This window comes from Paenibacillus sp. PK1-4R (assembly GCF_030369595.1).
Classification (GTDB): domain Bacteria; phylum Bacillota; class Bacilli; order Paenibacillales; family Paenibacillaceae; genus Paenibacillus.
In genome coordinates this window covers 6,441,981-6,464,452 of sequence record NZ_CP126535.1, presented here as the reverse complement: position 1 = coordinate 6,464,452, position 22,472 = coordinate 6,441,981, and the positions used below count along the sequence as shown (strand labels likewise).

The window sequence follows — 22,472 nt, the reverse complement described above, 5'->3', positions numbered from 1 at the left end:
GCCAGGCCGGTTCGGGAATTGATTTGCGAACCGGGCTGATCAGTAGAGAACTTTTTTCATTTGGACGACATGCCTGAGGTTTGTTACAATGAGAATAAGTATGCTACTAAGAAAAAATAAGGAGGATGCATTTTATGATTAACGTCATTCCATCCGATGCCCGCTCCAGCTTCGATCGAGGCTGGCTCCGGGGGAGTCACAGCTTTTCTTTCGGAGAATACCAAGACCCGGAGAATACGGCGTTTGGACCGATGAGGGTAGCGAACGACGATGTGATCGCGCCTGGTCGCGGTTTTGGGGCTCACCCGCATAGTGACATGGAGATTGTATCCATCGTACTCAGCGGCAAGTTGCGACATGAAGATAACCTGGGGAATGTAGCCGTTACAGGCTTTGGTGGTATCCAGCGGATGTCAGCAGGCAGTGGCATGATTCATACCGAACATAATGCATCCGATACCGAAGAAGTACGTTTGCTTCAGCTCTGGTTCATGCCAAAGACAAGAGGGGTGGAGCCCTCCTATGAGACCACATCATTTGATCCAGCGGCATTGGCAGGAGCACTCGTGCCGATTGTATCCCCAGAAGGGGGCCCAAGAGTTGCGACCATTCATCAGGATATGACGATCTACCTTGGCCGATTAGCCAAAGACGAAACGTTAACCTTTAATCAGGATTCGGGCCGCCGGATGTACATTTTCTCCATCGAGGGCAAGCTGGGATTGGATGAAGAGTACCTGTTGAACGAAGGCGACACGGCTCGTGTGGAACAGCGGGATTCAATCGAACTGCAAGCAAACGAAGATACGTTCTATATGATTATTGATTTGCCGTAGATGGCTGATGAAATGAACTCCAAGATGAAGGAGGATATACACGTATGGCGCAACAGGAATGGTTTATGGTCAAACATGCGGTGACCGGGCGAGGATTAGCTAATAGCAAAACAGATTCCCTATCCTATCGGTTCCAACAGGAGGGTACAGGTTTCATATTTACCGTTACGGGTCTGGACGAGCAGATTGTGGAACAGATTATGGATCTTAGACAGGAACTGAACGTATTTCGATTCGTCCAACGCAAGAATCAGCCCCTTTTGAAACACTGGTACTACGTAGAAGGTGAGCGGGTTGTGTACGACAGGGAGAGTCACACGCTAAGCATCTATGCGAAGTCGGAGATTCGTTATGTGCCTGAAGATTATTTTGCGGATTAACTACACGTTATAATAAATATTAAGCCTTCCACATGGAAGGCTTTTTTCCTTATATATCATCAATCTTATAGTATATGTATTTCAGGTTGTTTCATGAAATTTAAGAAAAAAGAGCAACGGAAGGTTGACATGATGAATTTAATATCGATATAATTCACTTAATTGATAATGAGTATCAATATCAAATGATGCGAGGTAGAGCAACTACGAATGTTTTACGGCGATCGGTAAGGGGATTAGTAGAGAGATGAAGTTACGTTATATGTTGATCGTACTGGCTGTACTGTCTATCGTATACATATTTATTGGAAATTCAGACATTTCACCATTGGATATATTTCATTTGTCCTCAGTCCAGCTACAGGTATTACAAGTTAGCCGGTTTCCCCGCCTGATCAGCATCCTTGTCGCCGGAATCAGCATGAGTGTAATCGGACTGATTATGCAGCAGCTGACACGCAACCGATTCGTTTCCCCAACTACAGCAGGAACGATGGATTCAGCCAGATTGGGTATTCTTGTGACGTTAATGTGGTTCCCGGGAGCATCCCCTCTGCAAAAAATGTTGGTCGCTTTTGCCTTTGCTCTGGCGGGAACACTGATTTTCATGCGAATTCTGGAGAAAGTCAAGTTCAAGGATACGATATATATCGCTCTGCTAGGTCTTATGTTTGGCAACATTGTAAGCTCCGTCACGACATTTTTTGCTTACAAAAACGATCTGATCCAGAACATCTCGTCTTGGTTACAGGGTGACTTCTCCACCATCATGAAGGGACGTTATGAACTGATCTATATCAGTATCCCGTTGCTCATTATTGTGTACCTGTTCGCTAATCGTTTTACACTTGCAGGAATGGGCGAAGATTTCTCAACCAACCTTGGACTGGCGTATCGACGAGTTGTGAATGTCGGCCTGATCCTGGTGGCGATGGTTTCAGCAGTAGTGATTATTACTGTAGGTACAATTCCGTTTCTGGGCCTTGTCGTGCCAAATATCGTAACACTGTACAAAGGGGATAACTTACGTGATACATTGCCTCATACGGCAGTGCTTGGTGCGATCTTTGTTCTGGTCTGCGATATTCTGGGTCAATTAATTATTTATCCTTATCAACTTTCGATCAGTCTGACGGTGGGAGTTGTGGGAAGTGTATTATTCCTGTATTTACTGCTTCGAAGAAAGGCTTATGGATCATGAGAATGAAATATACGGCGAATACATGGAAGTTGGTCTTGTTAATTGCAGCGGCAGTGCTGCTGATTGGCGTATTTCTGGTCATTCAATCCGGAGGGAACTGGGATTACATATTGCCTCGAAGAGGGAAAAAGATTCTCGCCATTGTATTGACAGGTGCCTGCATCGCGTACTCTACAGCTATTTTCCAAACGATAACCAACAATCGAATTCTGACACCTGGCATCATGGGCCTCGATTCCTTGTATATGCTATTTCAGACGTTTGCAGTGTTTGTGTTTGGAAGCACACATATCAGCTTTGTGAACAAAAACCTTAATTTTGCAATATCTGTCCTGCTCATGACGTTGTTTGCTCTACTACTGCATCAGTTCATGTTCCGCAGGGAACAGGGGCGTAATATTTATCTGTTGCTACTGGTGGGTCTTATCCTGGGTACGCTGTTCCAGAGCATGTCTTCCTTCATGGAGGTACTCATTGACCCTAATGAGTTCCTTGTGCTGCAGGGCAAGATGTTTGCGAGCTTTAACAATGTGAATACGGATCTGCTGATCATCTCAATCGCTGCGATTATTCTTATCCTGCTGTACGCGCAGAAGTTTACCAAATATCTCGACGTACTGTCTCTCGGCAAAGATCACGCAGTGAATCTCGGGGTGGATTACGATTACATTGTGAAGAGGCTGCTGCTGGTGGTGATGGTTCTGGTATCGATCTCCACAGCGCTGGTGGGTCCAATTATGTTTTTGGGGCTGCTGGTCGTGAATCTGGCGCATCAGGTATTCCGGACACATCGGCATAAAGTGCTGATCTGGGGTTCGGTCATGATTGCAGTCGTTGCATTGGTTGGTGGACAACTCATTGTAGAGCGGGTGTTTACATTTGCAACTACAGTAAGTGTCATTATTAACTTTGTAGGCGGCGTGTACTTCATCTATTTACTGCTAAAGGAGAATAAGTCGTGGTAGAAGTCAGAAATGTTACAAAACAATACGGCGGCGTCCGGGTAGTGGATGACGTATCACTGAACATTGCCAAGGGAAAGATTACATCATTTATTGGTCCAAATGGAGCCGGGAAAAGCACCTTGTTGTCCATGATTACCAGGCTAATAAGCAAGGATACAGGACAAGTCCTGATTGAAGGGCGCGAGATTGAAAGCTGGAAGAACAAGGACTTGTCGCGCAAAATATCAGTCCTTAAACAGTCCAATCACATCAACATTCGGTTAACTGTGGAGGATCTTGTGGCTTTTGGCCGGTTCCCGTATTCACAAGGAAGGCTCACACCTGAGGATCAACAGTGGATTCAGGAGGCCATCGACTATATGGAACTGGCCCCATTTCGCAAGAAGTATCTGGATGAACTGAGTGGCGGACAGCGGCAGCGGGCATATATCGCCATGGTGATTGCCCAGAACACCGAGTATATTTTGCTCGATGAACCTTTGAATAACCTGGATATGAAACATTCTGTTCAGATTATGAAGGTGCTGCGCAGAATGGTGGATGAACTCGGCAAAACAATTGTCATTGTCATTCATGACATCAATTTTGCCTCCTGTTACTCCGACTATATTGTTGCGCTCAAGGATGGACGCGTAGTGAAAGAGGGCAAGACGGAAGACATCATCGATACGGATGTATTGCAGAGCGTCTATGATATGCACATCCCTGTGCAATGGATCGATGGACGTAAGATTTGTGTATATTTTGCGTGAGTGAGTAAGGTAGTCCAATATAGAGATCGAGAGGTGTTTATTCATGAAAAAGGGTTGGCTGTTTACGTTATTCGTGGTGTTGTCGGTTGTCCTGGCAGCTTGTGGTGGGAATAAGGCAGCGGATAATACAGGTGCAAGCAGTGGCACAGGATCAGAAGCTACTGCACCAGCAGATCAAGCAAGTGAAGAAGTGGTCATCAAACATAAACTGGGCCAAACAACCGTGAAGAAAAATCCGGAGAAGGTCGTTGTTTTTGACTACGGTGTACTGGATTCACTGGATCAGCTGGGCGTAGAAGTTGCAGGTGTTCCGCAGGAAGGCGTACCTCCTTATCTGGACAAGTATAATGATGCGAAGTACACCAATGTTGGTGGCTTGAAAGAAGCTGATTTTGAGAAGGTTAACGCGATGAAACCAGATTTGATCATAATCTCGGGACGACTCCAGGATTCGTATGAAGAACTGAGTGAGATTGCACCAACCATATATATGGCGGTAGATACGGCAGATTATATGAATTCTCTGACCAATAACGTGAAGACCCTCGGGGACATCTTTGGTAAAGAAAAAGAAGCAGAAGAAGCCATTGCATCGATCGAAACATCCGTTAAGGCACTACATGATAAAGTAACGGCTACAGGTAAAAATGCGCTAATCGTCCTGACAAACGAAGGCAAACTGAGCGCCTATGGTGCCGGTTCCCGTTTTGGTATTATTCATGACGTATTTGGTTTTACTCCATCAGATGCAAACATCGAAGTATCCACACATGGGCAGAGCGTTTCATTTGAATATGTCATGGAGCAGAATCCAGATTACCTCTTTGTCGTTGATCGCAGTGCCGTGGTTGCAGGTAACGGTGAGGCATCCCCGGCAAAACAAGTGATCGAGAACGATTTGGTGAAGAATACAACAGCATATAAAGAAGGACATATTGTTTATCTGGATCCGAATTACTGGTATTTGTCTGGTGGTGGGTTGGAATCCATTCAAGAAATGATTAAGGAAGTGGACGCAAGCATCAACTAAAGTGAATTAAACAATGCATGTGCTGGGTGTCAGGAAGGTCTCTGTTCAATACAGAGGCCTTTTTGCTGTATGAAAACTCAGAGAATTTAATCGTAATTTGCAAAAAAGACCACATAATTCCCAGCTGTCTGGCACAAGCTACCTTGTATAAAAACAAGAACGGAGGGGCGGCATATGGCGGACAAAACATCTGGGAAAGACAAGTCCCGGCAACCGGGACGAGCTTCAGAAGAAAAAAAACATATTCCTTTGGGACTGCCGTCCCCGCCTTTTCTTCGGCAGCCGATTAGTGCAGTACATGAAACTCAGATTAAGGCGGTAAAGGAGATATTCTCCGATTGCTCGGATGTGGTTTTTCGCAACGTCATGATTACGCCTGAAGTGAAAGGACTTCTGGTCTATATCGAAGGCATTGTCAATTCGGCTGATATCCAGGAACACATGCTGCGTCCGATTATTCGAGGGCTGGTGCAGCAACGTACAGATGAACCTGATGTTCCACTGGATGATACAACCGTTGAGCTGACACAGGTGAAGCGAGTGGATACTTGGGCTGCTGCGACAGAAGGGGTGCTGGCATCCTCTGCCCTTCTGGTGGTCGATGGAAGTAACAAAGCCTGGATGTTCAATGTCAAAGGTGGCGTCAGACGTGGTGTGGAGGAACCGCAGACAGAATCCGTGATTCGGGGACCGCGGGAGGGATTTACCGAAACGCTCCGTGTGAATACGGCCTTATTGCGGTTCAAGTTGAAAACACCTGCTCTCAAGATGGTGAGTATGACCCTTGGAACAGACACCAAGACAGATATTGTGCTGACCTACCTGGAAGGTATTGCCGATCCAAAAACGATTCAAGATGTTAAGAAACGTCTGGAAAAAATCAATATTGATGGGATCCTGGAGACGGGTTATATCGAGGAATTGATTGAAGATCATCCGTATTCCCCTTTCCCTCAGATGCACTACTCGGAGCGGCCGGATACCGTTGCAGGCAATCTGTTGGAAGGACGCTTTGCCATTATGGTAGATGGAACTCCATTCTCGCTGATTGCTCCAGTCACGATGTGGCAGATGCTGCAAGCCAGCGAGGATTATTACGAGCGATTCTTCATCAGTAATCTGGTGCGGTGGATTCGCTTCCTGTTCGTAGCCATCGCTCTATTTCTGCCGGCGCTTTATATCTCCATCACTACATTTCATCAGGACATGTTGCCCACCACGCTGATTCTGAGTATTGCGGGTGCACGGGAAGCTATTCCTTTTCCGGCTTTGGTGGAAGCCCTCATCATGGAACTGTCGTTCGAAGCTCTCCGGGAAGCGGGGGTCAGGTTACCCAAGACAGTGGGTCAGGCAGTCAGTATCCTCGGTGCACTTGTGATCGGACAGGCCGCAGTTCAGGCGGGGATTGTATCGGCACCGATGGTTATTATCGTATCCATGACAGGGATAGCTTCCTTCACGATCCCGCGATTTAACTTCGCGATTACGGTGCGTCTGCTCCGATTTCCGATCATGTTACTGGCAGGTATGCTTGGATTATATGGCATCGTCATCGGCTTGGTCCTGATCTCGGTGCATCTGACACAGATGACTTCGTTCGGTGTCCCATATCTCTCCGGTCTTAGCCCGTACAGTAAAACAGATACCAAAGACATTCTCATTCGTGTGCCATGGTGGAAAATGATCAATCGTCCTTCTACGGTACATCGGGATCAGAAACGGATGACCGAAAAGATCAACGGTTCCCCTGAAGCTGAGGAAGGGTGGTGAACCCATGCAGTTCATATATAAGTACCGGGCAGTGATAGCGCTGTTGTTATGTACCACTTTTATTTCAGGTTGCTGGGATCGTAAGGAGATTAACGATGTTGCCTTTGTGATTGGTATTGCTGTCGATAAGGAGGGGGACAATTACAGATCCAGTCTTCAGATTGCTCTGCCGGGACAATCCGGTTCTTCCGGTAGTGAAGGAGGCGGAGGCGGCACGAGTGGGGATAAATCCTGGTTTATGTTATCCAATACAGCCAAATCATTGCATGGTACGTCTATTGAAGGTCAAAAGGAACTCTCACGAACAATCTATTATGCGCATCGCCGTACGATGCTTATTGGTGAGGAGCTTGCCAGGGATGGAGTCGCCTCCATGCTTGATCTGTTTACGCGGTATCCGCTGAACCGATTCTCTGCATTGCCAGTGGTCACAAAAGGTTCAGCATATGAGGTCATGGATACGGATGCACCTATAGAGAAGTTTCCATCCGAGATGGTGCGGGAACTGTGCTTCCTCAATATGCGTAATCCACGTTCACTTAAAACGTTTATAGATGCCATTCTTAGTGAGGGTGTCGATCCATTCCTGCCTGTCGCTTCGAAAGTGAGCAATGTTCCAAAAGGGTGGAAGGACGCCAAAACAAACATCAAGCTGGATGGGTTGGCCATTTTCAAGAAAGATAAGCTGGTTGGCATGATCGACAAAGCTCCAGCTGATGCCCTCATTCTTGCTATGGGCGAGGCCAATGCGCCGGAGATTATGGTTAAAGCTCCTGGCGGAGATGGAGATATGTTCATCAAGTTGAACGAGAACAACGCTTCACTACATCCCAGTATCAAGGCTGACAAGGTCACCGTGAATATTGAATTGTATGCCAAGGGAGTTCTCGTAGATAACGAATCCAATTATGGTGACCGGCGTGAGAATGAAATTCTGAAGTTACATGAAGCCATTCACGAGAAAATAAAATTGGATATCGAGGAAGGTGTCCGGTTGGTTCAGGGAAAATATCATGCGGACATCCTTGGAATCGGTCGATCCATTCATCAACATCTGCCAGCCAAGTGGGACACGATGAAAGATCGCTGGGATGACATATACCCTGAAGTCGAGGTGACGGTTACTCCCCATGTCATTATTGAAAACGTTGGGGTGAGCAATAAACCAATTGGCGTCGGAGAGGATGAAGTTGTACATGATTAAACCACTCTTATTTACCTACCTGGCCATGGTAATCGCGGTCATTTTGATGGATTTCAGACATTTGAAACAGGCAGCTGCCATTAATCGCTGGCTATCCTATAGTTTGATTGCATTGGGTACAGGCATTTGGTTCTATGTGACTAATCTAAGCAAAACCTTATTTGTGTCGGTATGGATAAGCCACGTTATCCAGCGCTTACTGCCACTGCCCTAGGTTGTGGACAGGATGCATTAAGTTTGCGGAATCACGAGAGGGAGAGGAGGTATTTCATGAATCAGAGAGTGACACACCGTCAGATGATCCTGCTCGTGCTGCTGCTCAGTGTTTCAGGTACGTTAATTCAGCCACATGCGCAAGCTATCTACTATGCGGAACAACACGCTTATCTCTCGTATATACCCGTAGTCGTAGTGATGATCGTATCGATGTGGATGTTAAGTCGTGTTCAGCGGAGATTTCCTGAGAAGGATCTGTTCGAGTCGCTCATCGGAAGATTCCCCTTACTGGGAAGATTAATGGCGTTTCTGTATATTCTGTTTTTTTTCTTTGTGTTTGCAAGAGATATTCGGTTAACAGGTGACTATATCAGTATCACATTGCTGGAGACAACACCAATCTCTATCATTGTGATGTCACTGATGATTATGGGCGTTTTTATCGTTCGGGGCGGACTGGGCTCCTTGATTGGAATGACGGAATTGTACGTCACTTTGTTCTTGTTGAACTCGGTAATTGTACCTTTCATGCTCATTCAACAAGTCGACATGGACAACCTGATGCCCTATTTTCATGTCGATGTTGCAGGCGTAGGTAAAGGGAGTTGGTACATATTTTCATTTTATGGCGAGATGATTGCATTGCCCTTTGTCATCAAGGGTAGTGATTTTCGTTTTAAGTCTGCCCTGGGGGGAATTATCCTCTCGGCACTGCTCATGATGCTGATTGTTGTGGAAACCATCACTTCTATTGGCGTTCCGATTGCTTCAAGACTGGTATACCCTTCCTATGAGCTGGCAAGACAGCTGCAAATTAGTGATTTTCTGGACCGGTTTGACCTTGCGCTCGCAGCGGCAACCTTGCCTACCATGATCACAAAGATTGCATTTGACCTGTACTTTGTCTGCTGGGGATTGAAGCGAATGATTCCGAACGTATCGGGAAAGGTATTGACAGGCCCGATTGCCCTCGTCGGATTTGTCTGTGCATTCTGGTTCTTCCGAAATGCCATTCAGCTCAATCGTTTTACTCGGGAATGGACATGGATTGCCATTATTTTTGAAGCGTTGTTCCCCATTGTGCTGTTTCTTTTCCTTCGTCCTCGCAAAAAGGATAAAAAAGAATCTACCCAACAGAGATCGGGAGACCTTTCAAAGAAAGAGAAACATGAGCCGGAACAAAAATCGGCTGATTCGGAGAAGGACGGAGAGAAAAGACGGAAAGATTCTCATGGCGGAGAACTCCAGCCTTCCTGATACATTCCATCAAAAATCCTTATAGATGAACGGGCAAAAAGAGGGGAAGCACAGTTTCCCTTCACAGAAGTACCCTGTATACTGTAGTCAGACTGATGAACATTCGGCTGAACTAACGGGGGGAACATGAATGGCTCAACATTTGGCAGGTGTGCGTGTAGCATTAACAGGACCACGAAAATCGAAAGAAATGTCCGTACTGGTTGAAAAAATGGGTGGAATCCCGCTTGTGCGACCGGCACAGGGGACCGTATTCCTGGATGATCGGAGTATCAGGGATGGGCTGGTATCTTGGATCTCAGACCCGCCAGACTGGGCGGTGTTAACTACGGGTATGGGATTGGATGCATTGTTTGAAATGGCTGAGGATATGGAAGTGGCAGGCCAATTGTTGGATGTATTATCGCAATCCTCCATTGCGGCAAGGGGATACAAGACGGTGAATGCGCTCAAAAAGCGCAAGTTAACACCGCTGGTACGAGACGATGATGGTAGTACGGACGGGCTCATTCGAGAATTCGCCCCACATGATCTCGCAGGGAAAAAGGTTATGTTGCAGCTTCATGGGGAGACAGCTCCCAAACTTGTCGCATGGTTGGAAGAACAAGGCGCACTCGTCAGACAAGTGCTTCCTTACCGCCATGTACCGCCAGAAGAGGCAGAGCTGGAACAGTTATTGAATGAAATTCTAAATTTCGAGGTAGATGCTGTTGCGTTCACAAGTGGACCGCAGGTCAGATTTCTGACGCAATATGCGGCCTCCCAGGACAAGCTTGAGCCGATGCTTGCAGCCTTTAGACAAGGCGTAATCCCTGCGTCTGTAGGTAAAGTTACAGCAAACTCCATGCGTGAAGAAGGCATTGAGGCACTGGTCATTCCGGAGGAAGAGAAGATGGGAGCACTCATCGTTGAGCTTGGACGTTACTTTGCAGCAGGGCGTGCGGCCAAGATTAGAGATTAGTGGCCTGCTTTTAGATCAGTTCGACAAAAAGCTTTTGGCGTCGCTTCTTCAGGTTTTTCTGTCCTCTCCGTTATTGTGTAAACATTCATTTCATGAATAAAGAGTATGCATTAAGCTTAACCGCATCGCTATATGATGCGGTTTTGTTATTTCGAAGAAAAGGTGGAAATGACGATGCCCATTGCAGATCGTAACGCCAGACCCCGACTGATCATTGCAGGCACCGGAAGTGGTGCAGGAAAAACGACAGTAACCTTGGGGCTAATGAGGGCACTCGCTCAGCGTGGGTTGAGTGTACAAGGGTTCAAATGCGGCCCGGACTATATTGATCCGACATACCATACCGCCGTCACGGGCAGACCGTCACGTAATCTGGATGCATGGATGACATCGCCTGAGTATGTGAGATATACGTTCGAGAAGGCATCGGTGGGACACGATATTTCCATTATAGAAGGCGTTATGGGCCTCTACGATGGCAAAGATCCGCTCAGCAATACAGGCTCAACTGCAGAGATTGCTCTGGTCACACAAACCCCTGTAATCCTGGTTGTGGACGTACGCAGTATGGCTCGCAGTGCGGCCGCGATTGTACTGGGTTTTCAACAGTTGGAGCCTGAATTAAATATTGCCGGAGTGATTGTCAATCGGTGTGGAAGTGCGGGTCATTATACCATTGTGCAAAAAGCCATTGAGCAGATGTGCGGCATTCCGGTGGTTGGCTGGCTGAAGCGGGACGAGGGCATGTCCATTCCTGAGAGACATCTGGGACTGGTGCCTGCCATCGAGCGCGGTGAACTGGAACCATTATTCCAACGTGCAGCCGATGTGTTAATGGAAGGCACCGATCTGGATCTTCTGCTGGAGCTGGCAGCAAGCGCCCCGCCTTTGAATGCAGAAGAAGTGAGTCCTGCGACTACTACCCACATGGATTCAGCTAATACTGAACCAGGCTCGAATTACGATCCACATTTCAATTCAGTGATCCACGTTAATAATCGACATGTATCATATGCGGTACAGCCTGTCATTGCCGTTGCGCGCGATGCCGCATTTAATTTCTATTATCCCGATAATCTGGAATTGCTCGAAGCAGCCGGGGCCCGATTACAATATTTCAGTCCGCTCGCTGGTGAAGGTATTCCAACGGATGTGGATGGCATCTATTTGGGCGGCGGATTTCCTGAGGAATTTGCAGCAGATATTTCCGGTAACCAAAGGTTTCTGGAAGGACTTCGACAAGCAGCACAATCCAACATGCCTTTATTTGCCGAGTGTGGTGGTTACATGGTGCTCGGGGAAACGTTGACCGACCGAGAGGGCGTTACTTTCGACATGGCGGGTATTATCCCCGCACAGGTGCAGATGCAGAAGAAGCGCGCTGCGCTTGGCTATCGTGAAGCGAGTAGCGTTCAGGATTCCTTTTTGCTGAAAAAGGGTGAAGTACTTCGGGGTCATGAATTTCATTATTCGACAATGACCTATCGTGATGAAGAAACGATCCCTTATGCGTATGAGACAAAGGGGTTGCGTGGATTGAAGCAAGAGGGATATGCCGCAGGCAACATCGTGGCGGGGTATACGCACGTTCATCTGGGCTCTTATCCGGCAGCTGCTCGAAGATGGGTGGAACATTGTTTAGCCTATCGGCAGGATCGATATATGCAGAGATAATATCAGCTTTTTATAGCTCAAATAGATAGCTGAATTCAATAAGCAAAATGGCTCTAATCTCGCTTTTACCTCATGAGTCTTTGGTCGTGAAGTTGGCGATCCCATTCTGAATTAAAGGTTTTCAGATGAATATGTGGAATGAATAAAAGACAGAATCATTATGCGAGGGAGGGACATCATGATGAGAACCGTATGTGTAACGGGAGCTGCTCGGGGATTGGGATTGGCTTTGACGGCACAGATGCTGAAGAGAGGGTATCTCGTGTATGCGGCCGGTCTGGACGTGGAAGATTCCGAGGGGATTCGTATGCTTGCAGAAGGATATCCGGACCATCTGCGCGCCATCGAACTGGATATCGCGGACGACCTGTCGGTAGCTCTGTTCACGGAGACATTGAAGCTGGATACGAATCATTTGGATATGCTGATCAATAATGCGGCTATACTAGGAAGTATTACGGATCATATCCGCGGGCCGATGAATATGGCGGAGATGGCTGAAGTATTTAATGTGAACACCTTAGGCACACTGCGTGTGACTCATTCCCTGTTACCCCTCCTTCTTCAAGGACAGGTCAAGCTGATTGTTGATATCTCTTCCGAGGCTGGAAGTATAGAGCAATGCAGTCGGGATGGGTGGTATGCCTATTGTATGTCCAAAGCTGCTTTGAACATGCAGGCCCGTCTTGTGCACAATGGTCTGAAGGATGAAGGCGGACAAGTGATGCTTGTGCATCCCGGTTGGGTACAGAGTTATATGAGGGGCGAATTGGATGTTGCTGCGGATCTCACGCCCGAGCAATCTGCACAGCATATCGCAGTACTTATCGACCGCCATGAACAGTTTAAAGGAGATCAACCCGCATATGTGGACTACAAGGGTGAGAAGCTCCCCTGGTAGTTGATTGATACAGTGAGGTGAACAAGAAAGGAGATTGATTGAATGGATCATCGTAAAAAAGCATTACTACTTGGCGATTATACACATCCGGATTGGCACCCGCTTCAAGGTGTGGATGCGGAGATTAGCCGAATTTTCCATGATACTATGACTGTGCAGTGCAGTGAGAATCGGAATATGCTGCTGCAAGAAAATATAACCGGGTTTGATGTATGTATCTCATACATGGACGATTGGAAAGGGAAAGTCTCTCCACAGCAGACAGCAGGTTTGTTGTCCTATGTAAGTAATGGAGGTGGACTGGTCATTATACATAACGGCATTTCGCTCCAAAATCGTTATGAGCTCAAACAGATGATCGGTGCCAAGTTCCTCCATCATCCGGCGTATGCACCGCTTGAATTCACTGTAACGGCGGAAAGCCATCCCGTGACGGAGGGCATTTCCAATTTCACAATGGAAGAAGAGCCGTATCAGTTCGAATTTGGTTCTTTTGCCGAGACGAAAATATTGCTGGAATATCAATCCGAGGAAGGACCAAAGCCTGCGGTTTGGGCTCATCGATATGGTGTTGGGCGTATTGTTTATCTGATGCCGGGTCACCATGTGCCGTCTTTTGCACACGAAACGTACCGGAAGTTACTTCTGCAAGCAGGCAAATGGGCTGCGCGTTACGTCTGATCGGACAGACATCTTTGCATGCAGAGTATAAGGGGTATAATATAGAGATCAACGAAGAGGAGGATGACAAAAATGAGCGATTTGTTCAAAAAGGCGATCTCGTTAGGGCTTGGTCTTACTGTCGTAAGCAAAGAAAAAATTGAGAAAACCGTGGATGATTTGGTCAAGCGCGGGGAACTTGCGCCCGGTGAATCCAAAGCTTTGGTTGAACGTCTGCTGGAACGGGGCGATGAAGAACAGGGCCAGTTCAAGAGAATGATTCAGGAACAGGTCAAGCGAGTGCTTCAGGAAGCTGGTGTGGCATCCGAAAGTGATGTAACCAGTCTGGAACAGCGCGTTGCTGTCCTGGAGAAAAAACTTGCGGAACTGGGCCAATCACCACAACTCCAACCTGATGAATCCCCAGCTCCACTTGAAGTTCCTCCTCCTCTCAAAGGAAACGAGATCGAGTAGATGGCAGTGCGAATCAAACATGTCGGCAGATACCGTGAAATTGCCATGGCGCTAGTGCGTCATGGCTTCGGTTATATGGTCGAGGAGCTGGGTTTGTTCCAGCTGCTGGCTCTGCCCAGACGGTGGATGTCGCGTGAAGCACACACCACCAAAACGCTGAGTGAACGCATCAGGCTTGTGCTGCAGGAGCTGGGGCCAGCTTTCGTTAAGCTGGGGCAACTCGCAAGCACAAGGGCAGATCTATTGCCTGAGTCTGTCATTCGTGAGCTGGTGAAGTTGCAGGATCAGGTCCCGCCGTTCTCTTCCGAGACGGCACGGGGTATTTTGGAACAGGAATTGGATACACCGCTGGAGGAGATCTTTTCCCGGTTCGAGGATACCCCTGTAGCTGCGGCCAGCATTGGACAGGTGCATCTGGGCAAACTTCGAAGCGGTGAGTCGGTAGCCATCAAGATTCAGCGGCCGGGTATATCGCGTATTGTGCAGCGTGACCTGGATATTTTGCGTGAACTGACAGCCATGGCCGAGAAGCGCTGGGACTGGGTGAAGCAATATCAGATTCCGCAAATGGTCGAAGAATATGCTCAGGCACTGATGGCCGAGCTGGATTATACGGTCGAAGGCCGCAATACGGAAAAGATTGCACAGCAATACCAACAGGACAACAAGGTGAAAATCCCGGTAATTTACTGGGATCAGACGTCGTCCCGTGTGCTCACGATGGAGTATATCGAAGGTATCAAACTCAATGATCGTGAAGAACTGGTCAGACGCGGTCATGATCTGAACAATATTGCTGAGCGGCTGGTAGACTCATTATTGAATCAGATCTTTATTCATGGATTCTTTCACGCTGACCCACATCCGGGCAACCTGATGGTATTGAAGGATGGACGTCTTGCCTTTATAGACTTTGGTATGGTGGGCAGTCTGAGTGATGAGATGAAACAGCAGCTTGCTTCGCTTATTATTGGGTTAATGCGCAAAGATACGGACAGTATGATCCGGGCAATTGAGAAACTTGGCATGATGCCAGATGACATGGATCTGCGTGGGCTTCATGTGGATTTGGACAAGTTGCGTAACAAATATTACGATATTCCCTTTTCCAAGATTAGTGTGGGTCAGGCGCTGAATGACTTGTTCGGCGTAGCCCAGAGGCACCGGGTTGTCATGCCTGCCGATATTCTGCTGCTCGGTAAATCGTTGCTGACGATGGAAGGTGTGATTGAACATCTTGATCCTTCCCTGAGCATTGTAGATATGGCTGAACCCTTTGGCCGTAAGCTGATCAAGGAACGTTTTAGTGCCGGAAGAATCAAGAATCGATTGTTCCGCAGTGCGGCTGATATGGCCGAGAGTGTCATTGGTCTGCCAGGGCAGTTAAGGCAATTATCATCCATTATTAGCAAAGGCAAGCTGAGGCTGGAGATTAGTGTCCCTGAACTGGATGCACTCATGCGTAGAATGGACCAGATTAGTAATCGACTGTCCTTCAGTATCGTGTTACTTGCCTTTTGTATTATCATGGTGGGCTTGATTATCGGTTCGTCGATCAGTCATCAATCCACGATGCTGTGGGATATTCCGGTCATTGAGATTGGTTTCCTGGTGGCGATTCTGATGGTGGCGTTCCTGCTCTATTCGATATTCAAATCAGGAAGATTCTAGCATAGTATTACATGAACACCCGTAAAGAGACTTTCTTCAAAGGATCTTTGCGGGTTATTTTTTGTGAGTAGAGAATTGGTGAGTAAATTATAGAAAGATTAAGATAATAGAAGGAAAGGTTCTATTTTTTCGCCTTAACTGTATTAGTACATATCCGGTCCTGTGACTATAATAATAGGTCAGTACATTAACGGACCCGGTTTTTCTGAGAGGGGAAAACCTATTGGCATCAGGATCAACTCCTGATGTGGCATGAGTAAGACAACTGAAGGTAATGGAACAATAGCGGTACACATTGGAACGGAAAAAACGTGAGTGCACATTAACCGTCAAGGATATACGGATGGTGAAGAATGATGCAATTCAGGCAACAGCATAGGCGAATGATGCGGAGAGGAATCCGTTGTTTTGTGCTGTCCTGGGTAGTTGGTTAGTGTGAACGGCTTCTGTTACTCTTCAGTAAGATTGTCCATTATGAGGAATACACGTAGGAGGAACGGCAAGAACATATGAATACTTTAAAACAACAATGGTTTGGCAACATTCGCGGAGACGTGCTGGCAGGCATTACGGTAGCGCTGGCGTTAATTCCGGAAGCCATTGCTTTCTCCATCATTGCAGGTGTTGATCCGATGGTCGGATTATACGCTTCGATTACGATTGCGATTGTGATCTCGATTGCTGGTGGAAGACCAGGCATGATCTCGGCGGCAACAGGTGCCATGGCGGTACTGATGGTTGGACTCGTCAAGGATTATGGCGTGGAATATCTTTTTGCAGCGACGATTTTGACGGGCATTATCCAGTTTCTACTGGGCATATTTAAGGTTGGGCGATTTATTACGTTTGTGCCTCATTCGGTACTGACCGGATTCGTGAATGCACTGGCTATCCTGATCTTTATGGCGCAGTTAACCCACTTCACGGGAGCGAACTGGATCATGTATGCGATGGTGGCGGGCACGTTAGCGATCGTTTATATTTTGCCACGGTTTTTCAAAGGCGTTCCGGCTCCACTGATTGCAATCATCGTGATGACAATTATTACCTTGGTGTTTCATCTGGACGTAAGAACGGTCGGAGACATGGGGAATATAACGAGTACTCTGCCGATGTTCCACTTGCCGAATATTGCATGGACTTGGGACACGCTAATGATTCTGCTGCCTTATTCATTCACTATGGCACTGGTTGGGCTATTGGAATCGCTGCTGACCGCAACCATCGTAGATGAGATGACCGAGACCAAGAGCAGTAAGAACCGTGAGGTGCGTGGTCAGGGTATCGCAAATTTCGTGAACGGCTTGTTTGGCGGCATGGGCGGCTGTGCGATGATTGGGCAGTCGGTCATTAATGTGAAGTCTGGGGGACGTGGAAGATTATCTACGTTTACTGCGGGTGCGTTTCTGGCAATCCTGTTGCTGTTATTTAGCGGTGTGGTGAAACAGGTACCGATGGGGGCGCTCGTCGGTGTAATGTTTATGGTGTGTATCGGAACATTCGACTGGAGTTCTATCAAAAATATTGCTCGCGTGCCGCGCGCGGAAGCCTTTGTCATGATCGTGACAGTGACAATTGTGGTCTATACCCACGATCTGTCGATCGGGGTTATGGTTGGCGTTGTGCTCAGTGTGCTGCATTTTGGCTGGAAACAGACCAAGATTCGCGTACAGGCGAGCCAAGAGCAAGGGCAGAAAGTATATCGGGTTCACGGACCGTTCTTCTTTGGTTCTTCGTCCCGCTTTGTAGATGAGTTCGATGCAGAAGCTGATCCGAAGGAGATCACGATTGATTTCGGAGGGTCACATATCTGGGATAACACTGCTGTTGTGGCTATCGGCAAAGTGAAGTTCAAATACGCGAAGCTAGGCAAAACGGTGCACCTGCGCGGTTTAAACGAGGAAAGCTCCCGTATTCTTGAACGGAGTGGGTTTGCCACAGCGGGCGGGCACAGTTCGTAACTTGGTTGTACAAAGGTTGTTGTACAAAGGTACAATGTCGAAACGTCGTTACGCAGACAAGGTGAAAAATGAACGGCTGGAATTAAGGATCTAAACAAGCAATGAAGTTAGGAAGGCAACTGCCCTAAAGTAGTGTTGAGCAGACATGCGACAGCCCTATGAAGTAGACAACATAAAAAGATACTTTTTATCAGCGGCGCACTTTTTCCCAATGTAAGTCGGGGAGAGGGCGCCGCTGTTTTTTTATTAGAGTGTGGTGTGTACAGTGAAGAAGAGAAAAGAAAAAAGAACGAAGAAGAAGAAGTTCTAATAGAAGTTGTAGTTGGAGTAAAAGTAAGAGTATAGGTAGTGTTGATTGTTTTTGGTTGCTGTTGTTGTTACTAGTTCTAGTTTTTGTAGTTGGTGTTCTGGTCCTAGTAAATGTTGTTATTGCTTTAGCTAATGTTACTGTGTTGATGCTTGTGTCCTTCCCTATGTGTAAAATCTAACGAACCTGGCACGTCTTATGTGGGGTTATTTCATGTTTTCGTTATTTTAACGAATCTCAGACATCTTATTTTGCCAATATCGCCAATAAAGAAGCCGTACAGCCGATGTTTCCGAGTAATAAGGTGACTGGGGTTCGTTAGAAAATCGAAACGGCTCTAATTGGCGTAATAGGGTGTCCTGGATTCGTTAGAATTAGTGGTACGTGGGAATTGCATCGTTAGAGCTATTTTTGAACCGCGAGAAATCTTGAATCTTGATCTCAATGTAGAGAGTTGTGTAAGGACCTTTCAATTCCTGAAACTTTTGCAAAATAGCTCTCTTTTTATCTGTTTTCAGGATGACATAGAAGCATAACAGCTATCTCAACGATATCACTAAACTATCTTGGGTTATGAACATCACGATCCATTACATACTTCTCAAAAAGTACCATTAGACATATACCCCCGCTATGCCCTCCGCCTGACCACATGCAGTTCAATCCTCAACCCTCAACCCCATTCTACAGAGTCAGGGTCATACTTCAAGCTAGCGCTTTAGCTTGTTTCACTCATCATCATTCTCAGAGGTGCTTCTGTAGTTGCTCTCAAAACCATCCTCAAACTCACTTGGTCGATACAACTTACGCTGATCTTGGGATTTTGTGCTACAAGTTGGGGGTGTAACGCTGTATCCCCTTTTGTTTTGCTTGACTAACGTGTAAACTACAGGGTATGGAGAAGAAGAGCAACGAGTGGATTGCTTTTTAAAAAATTCATTTCATAATCATGATTGATATAAGGAAAACTAGTCTTGATGGCAGATACTGATACTAAGGTCATTATGAAATGGACTTATCTAAATGAATATACAGAGGTGTAACGATTGGCAAACTTTGAACAACTGGGCATTCGCCCGGAATGGTGCGAGATCCTGAAACATCAGGGCATCGCCGTGCCGACTCCGGTACAGGAGCGTTCGATTCCGGTACTGCTGGGTGGACGCGATATTATCGCCGAGGCACAGACAGGAACAGGGAAAACGCTGGCATTTTTGCTGCCGATTATTCAGAAAATTAACGTATCCGACCGTTCGCCACAAGCGCTGATTATTGCGCCTACGCGTGAGCTTGCGCTGCAAATTACGGAAGAAGCGAAGAAACTCACGGCAAACGACGATAAACTGCATGTGCTTGCCGTATACGGCGGGCAGGATGTGGACAAACAACTGCGTAAATTGCAGAACGGTACCCAGATCGTTATTGGTACACCGGGTCGTCTGCTGGATCACCTGCGCCGTGGCACGTTGAAGCTTGATAATGTGAAAAAACTGGTGCTGGATGAAGCCGACCAAATGTTGCACATGGGCTTCCTGGACGATGTGGAAACGATTCTTAGCGAGCTGCCACATAAACGTCAGACAATGCTGTTCTCGGCAACGATGCCAAAGGGCATTCGCAATCTGGCGAAAACCTATATGAAAGATCCGGAAGATGTGAAGGTATCTTCCCAATCTGTTATTCCGATCAAACAGATTCGCCAGCAAGTTCTGGAATGTACGGATCGCGGTAAGCTCGAAGCGCTTCGCGGCATGATTGATACGTATCGCCCTTACTTGGCGATTATTTTCTGCCGGACCAAGCGTCGTGCATCCAAGCTGAACCAAGATCTGCGTGAAGCAGGTTATGCAAGTGATGAACTTCATGGAGATCTGTCCCAATCCAAACGTGAGAACGTAATGAAAGCGTTCCGCGATGCCAAACTGCAAGTGCTGGTTGCTACAGATGTAGCTGCACGTGGACTTGATGTTGAGGGCGTAACGCATGTATTTAACTACGATATGCCGCATGATGCGGAAAGTTATATCCACCGGATTGGTCGTACGGGCCGTGCAGGCGGTACAGGTCTTGCTGTAACGTTTGCAACAGAGCATGACAGACCGGAACTTGCACGTATTGAACAAGGGATTGACCAGAAACTGTCCCGTATCCAGTGGACAAGCGAAGGTCCAATTGCTTCAACTGGAGCAGCTAGACGTTCCATCAACAGTCAAGGGGATGACGAACGTTCAGGCGGACGCTCTTCCGGAACAGGCAGTGCCCGTCGCGGTGCAGGTCGTAACGATCGCAGAGATGGCGGACGTGGGGGTCGTGGTTCCCGTGGCGGCGAAGGTGGACGCAGTGAAGGCGGACGCAGTGGTGGTCGTAGCGGTGGCCGCAGCAGCGACAGCAGTCGCGGTGCAGCAGGCCAAGGTGGACGCGGTGCGGGTCGCAGTGGCGACGAGCGCAGCGCAGGTCGTGGTTCCGCGCGCAGCAGCGACAGCAGTCGCGGTGCAGCGGGCCAAGGCGGCCGCGGTGCAGCTAGCAGCGGCTGGGCTGGCCGTAGTGCCGACAAGCGCACCTCCGGGCGCAGCAGCGAAGGCTCTCGCCGTCCGGAATCCGCAGGACGCGGACCGGCGAAGGGTGACCGTCGCGATTCTCGTCGCGGACGGTAAAGCCTTGGCGCAAGCGGCGATGCAGCCGCACTTGCGCAGGCACCATGCCATGCCACAGGGTTTGGCATGGCACATATGAGAGGGTTCGGGTACACATGTACCGAACCCTCAGATCAAGGGTCGCGACGGAACCACGTCGCGGCCCTTTTTCAACAGGATAGTTGATCATTTGCGCTTATTGTTTTTGTCGTCTGCGAGTGCCTGTTTGCGCGCCTGCATCATTCCATGGGAAATGCCATTTGGGTATTTTTTCTTTGTGTCCGTGTACTGCGCATAGCACTTGGCAGACTGCCATAAACTTCAAAACACCTCATCCTAGACCTAAGGATGGGGTGTTTTTGGATTAATTCTTATATTATTAGAATCATAACCTTTGATCTGTGGTGCTGACGCGCATGCAGGGGTGGTTGAAATTCCATTCGTCTATATACACGGAGTGAGTTTGCACTAAATTACGTTTTTCTTTCTCAATATATCATTCCTATACATGAACATCTGCGTATTGATCCCGATATTTCTCGTTATACACCCGGCCTACCGACTCCGCCAGTCCCCCGCGTGCCTTGCTCGGATAGCGTTCAATCGTATGATAAAGTCTCATGAATCGATCCTTGGGCATAAAGCGGGCGTAGCGGGTAATAAGACTAGGGAATAACTCAATATATTTGCTCTTGCGCACAGCAGCAGCAGCTACCGCTGTAAGAATCTGAATTCCGTTGTGGAGCTGTAAAATGTTCACTTCATAGGTAGCGATATAACGAATCGCATCTTCCCGGATCAAATCCGGCTTAAGCCGTGCAATCTCACCGATATATTCAGCCAGCAGCCGCTCGAAGCTGCGTAGCAGCAAGGGCTTGAGCTGCAGATCCATATCACTGCGCAGGACAAAGGATTGTAACAGCGCAACCTGTTGCAGTCGAATCCGGTCATTGTAGACGAGGGAGCCGATCTCGCGGAGCATCTCATAGGCGAGTGCTTCATCCTGCTTTCGGGCTTCGGCGACCAGAGCCCAGTTGCGGTTGATGCCCTGGCGGATGAGTTCCTCGTCCTGTTGCAACATGCGCTTCAACTCGCGCTGCTGCTCTACCTCGAACGAACGTTTCTGCATGAAGATTAGTAAGGCCAGAAGCAGCAGGGAAACGCTGGCTGCCGCCATGGTCTGATCTATGGTCTCACCGAAATAGGTGGCAGCTGCACCGAACAATATCGTAATGAACAGGTCGCGTGCAATGCGGCGTTTCACACGGGAAGTTGCCTTCGCTTGGACGGAATTTAGGGTACCCCGGCCACAGGCCGTGCACTCCTCTTCCCACAGGCAGGTATACTGTCCACAACGGGTGCAGACTTGCAACTTTTCATAGGCATATGTCGTTCGTTGAAATGGTCGTATGGATACAACTAGTTTAGTACTCATGCTCAATCACGCTCACCATTCAGAATAGTGTAGAGGGTACGATCCGTGTCTTCGCGGGAGACCGGTTTCCGCCGATGAAGCTGGAGTGCAATTACCTTTATGATGACAAAAAGAAACAATATGGCGAGGCATCCGTATGTAACCATAATCCGTTCCCTTCTATGGCTTGGTAAACAAGCGCTGT

20 protein-coding genes are annotated in these 22,472 nt (G+C 47.7%); 18 read left to right on the top strand and 2 right to left on the bottom strand.

What is annotated here, in order from left to right; all coding sequences use genetic code 11:
* Positions 1 to 134 precede the first annotated feature (134 nt).
* The 18 genes from QNO02_RS28055 (at position 135) to QNO02_RS27970 (ending at position 20,874) form a co-directional block, all read left to right on the top strand.
* The gene (locus tag QNO02_RS28055) at positions 135 to 836 is read left to right on the top strand and encodes a pirin family protein (RefSeq protein ID WP_289390562.1); all 702 of its coding nucleotides are present in this window, start codon (positions 135 to 137) and stop codon (positions 834 to 836) included.
* A gap of 44 nt (positions 837 to 880) precedes the next feature.
* On the top strand, positions 881 to 1,216 hold the full coding sequence (locus QNO02_RS28050; protein WP_289390561.1) for a hypothetical protein: 336 nt from the start codon (positions 881 to 883) through the stop codon (positions 1,214 to 1,216).
* Positions 1,217 to 1,463: 247 nt separating this feature from the next.
* Positions 1,464 to 2,417 carry an ABC transporter permease gene (locus tag QNO02_RS28045; protein WP_289390560.1) on the top strand — a complete coding sequence of 318 codons (954 nt, stop codon included), beginning with the start codon at positions 1,464 to 1,466 and terminating at the stop codon, positions 2,415 to 2,417.
* On the top strand, positions 2,414 to 3,382 hold the full coding sequence (locus tag QNO02_RS28040; protein WP_276324002.1) for an iron chelate uptake ABC transporter family permease subunit: 969 nt from the start codon (positions 2,414 to 2,416) through the stop codon (positions 3,380 to 3,382). Before QNO02_RS28045 ends, QNO02_RS28040 begins: the two co-directional genes overlap by 4 nt.
* Entirely contained in the window at positions 3,376 to 4,134 is a 759-nt protein-coding gene (locus tag QNO02_RS28035; RefSeq protein ID WP_091036066.1) for an iron ABC transporter ATP-binding protein, read from the top strand. Before QNO02_RS28040 ends, QNO02_RS28035 begins: the two co-directional genes overlap by 7 nt.
* 43 nt (positions 4,135 to 4,177) lie before the next feature.
* A complete protein-coding gene (locus tag QNO02_RS28030) occupies positions 4,178 to 5,164 on the top strand; it encodes a siderophore ABC transporter substrate-binding protein (RefSeq protein ID WP_289390559.1) in 987 nt (328 codons plus the stop codon).
* A 174-nt stretch (positions 5,165 to 5,338) separates the two neighbouring features.
* Entirely contained in the window at positions 5,339 to 6,934 is a 1,596-nt protein-coding gene (locus tag QNO02_RS28025; RefSeq protein ID WP_091036071.1) for a spore germination protein, read from the top strand.
* Positions 6,935 to 6,938: 4 nt separating this feature from the next.
* Entirely contained in the window at positions 6,939 to 8,138 is a 1,200-nt protein-coding gene (locus QNO02_RS28020; protein ID WP_091036074.1) for a Ger(x)C family spore germination protein, read from the top strand.
* On the top strand, positions 8,131 to 8,352 hold the full coding sequence (locus QNO02_RS28015) for a hypothetical protein (protein WP_091036077.1): 222 nt from the start codon (positions 8,131 to 8,133) through the stop codon (positions 8,350 to 8,352). Before QNO02_RS28020 ends, QNO02_RS28015 begins: the two co-directional genes overlap by 8 nt.
* 56 nt (positions 8,353 to 8,408) lie before the next feature.
* Positions 8,409 to 9,611, top strand: coding sequence for a GerAB/ArcD/ProY family transporter (locus QNO02_RS28010; protein ID WP_165980304.1), 1,203 nt, complete (start codon positions 8,409 to 8,411; stop codon positions 9,609 to 9,611).
* 130 nt (positions 9,612 to 9,741) lie between these two features.
* On the top strand, positions 9,742 to 10,572 hold the full coding sequence (locus tag QNO02_RS28005; protein WP_091036083.1) for a uroporphyrinogen-III synthase: 831 nt from the start codon (positions 9,742 to 9,744) through the stop codon (positions 10,570 to 10,572).
* Positions 10,573 to 10,746: 174 nt separating this feature from the next.
* Entirely contained in the window at positions 10,747 to 12,246 is a 1,500-nt protein-coding gene (locus tag QNO02_RS28000; protein ID WP_289390558.1) for a cobyrinic acid a,c-diamide synthase CobB, read from the top strand.
* 178 nt (positions 12,247 to 12,424) lie between these two features.
* Positions 12,425 to 13,147: an SDR family oxidoreductase gene (locus tag QNO02_RS27995; RefSeq protein WP_240768190.1), complete on the top strand. Its 723-nt coding sequence runs from the start codon at positions 12,425 to 12,427 to the stop codon at positions 13,145 to 13,147.
* A 42-nt stretch (positions 13,148 to 13,189) separates the two neighbouring features.
* A complete protein-coding gene (locus QNO02_RS27990) occupies positions 13,190 to 13,828 on the top strand; it encodes a ThuA domain-containing protein (RefSeq protein WP_036667831.1) in 639 nt (212 codons plus the stop codon).
* Positions 13,829 to 13,900: 72 nt separating this feature from the next.
* Positions 13,901 to 14,281, top strand: a complete 381-nt coding sequence (locus QNO02_RS27985) for a phasin family protein (RefSeq protein ID WP_091036091.1) — start codon at positions 13,901 to 13,903, stop codon at positions 14,279 to 14,281.
* Positions 14,282 to 15,952 carry an ABC1 kinase family protein gene (locus QNO02_RS27980; protein WP_289390557.1) on the top strand — a complete coding sequence of 557 codons (1,671 nt, stop codon included), beginning with the start codon at positions 14,282 to 14,284 and terminating at the stop codon, positions 15,950 to 15,952.
* Between the two features lie 509 nt (positions 15,953 to 16,461).
* On the top strand, positions 16,462 to 17,913 hold the full coding sequence (locus tag QNO02_RS27975) for a SulP family inorganic anion transporter (RefSeq protein ID WP_289390556.1): 1,452 nt from the start codon (positions 16,462 to 16,464) through the stop codon (positions 17,911 to 17,913).
* Positions 17,914 to 19,266: 1,353 nt separating this feature from the next.
* The gene (locus QNO02_RS27970) at positions 19,267 to 20,874 is read left to right on the top strand and encodes a DEAD/DEAH box helicase (RefSeq protein ID WP_074092592.1); all 1,608 of its coding nucleotides are present in this window, start codon (positions 19,267 to 19,269) and stop codon (positions 20,872 to 20,874) included.
* Between the two features lie 481 nt (positions 20,875 to 21,355).
* Here the strand turns inward: QNO02_RS27970 and QNO02_RS27965 are convergent, their stop codons facing one another.
* On the bottom strand, positions 21,356 to 22,288 hold the full coding sequence (locus QNO02_RS27965) for a hypothetical protein (RefSeq protein WP_091036100.1): 933 nt from the start codon (positions 22,286 to 22,288) through the stop codon (positions 21,356 to 21,358).
* Between the two features lie 2 nt (positions 22,289 to 22,290).
* Positions 22,291 to 22,434, bottom strand: a complete 144-nt coding sequence (locus QNO02_RS27960; RefSeq protein ID WP_165980303.1) for a hypothetical protein — start codon at positions 22,432 to 22,434, stop codon at positions 22,291 to 22,293.
* Positions 22,435 to 22,472: the final 38 nt, after the last annotated feature.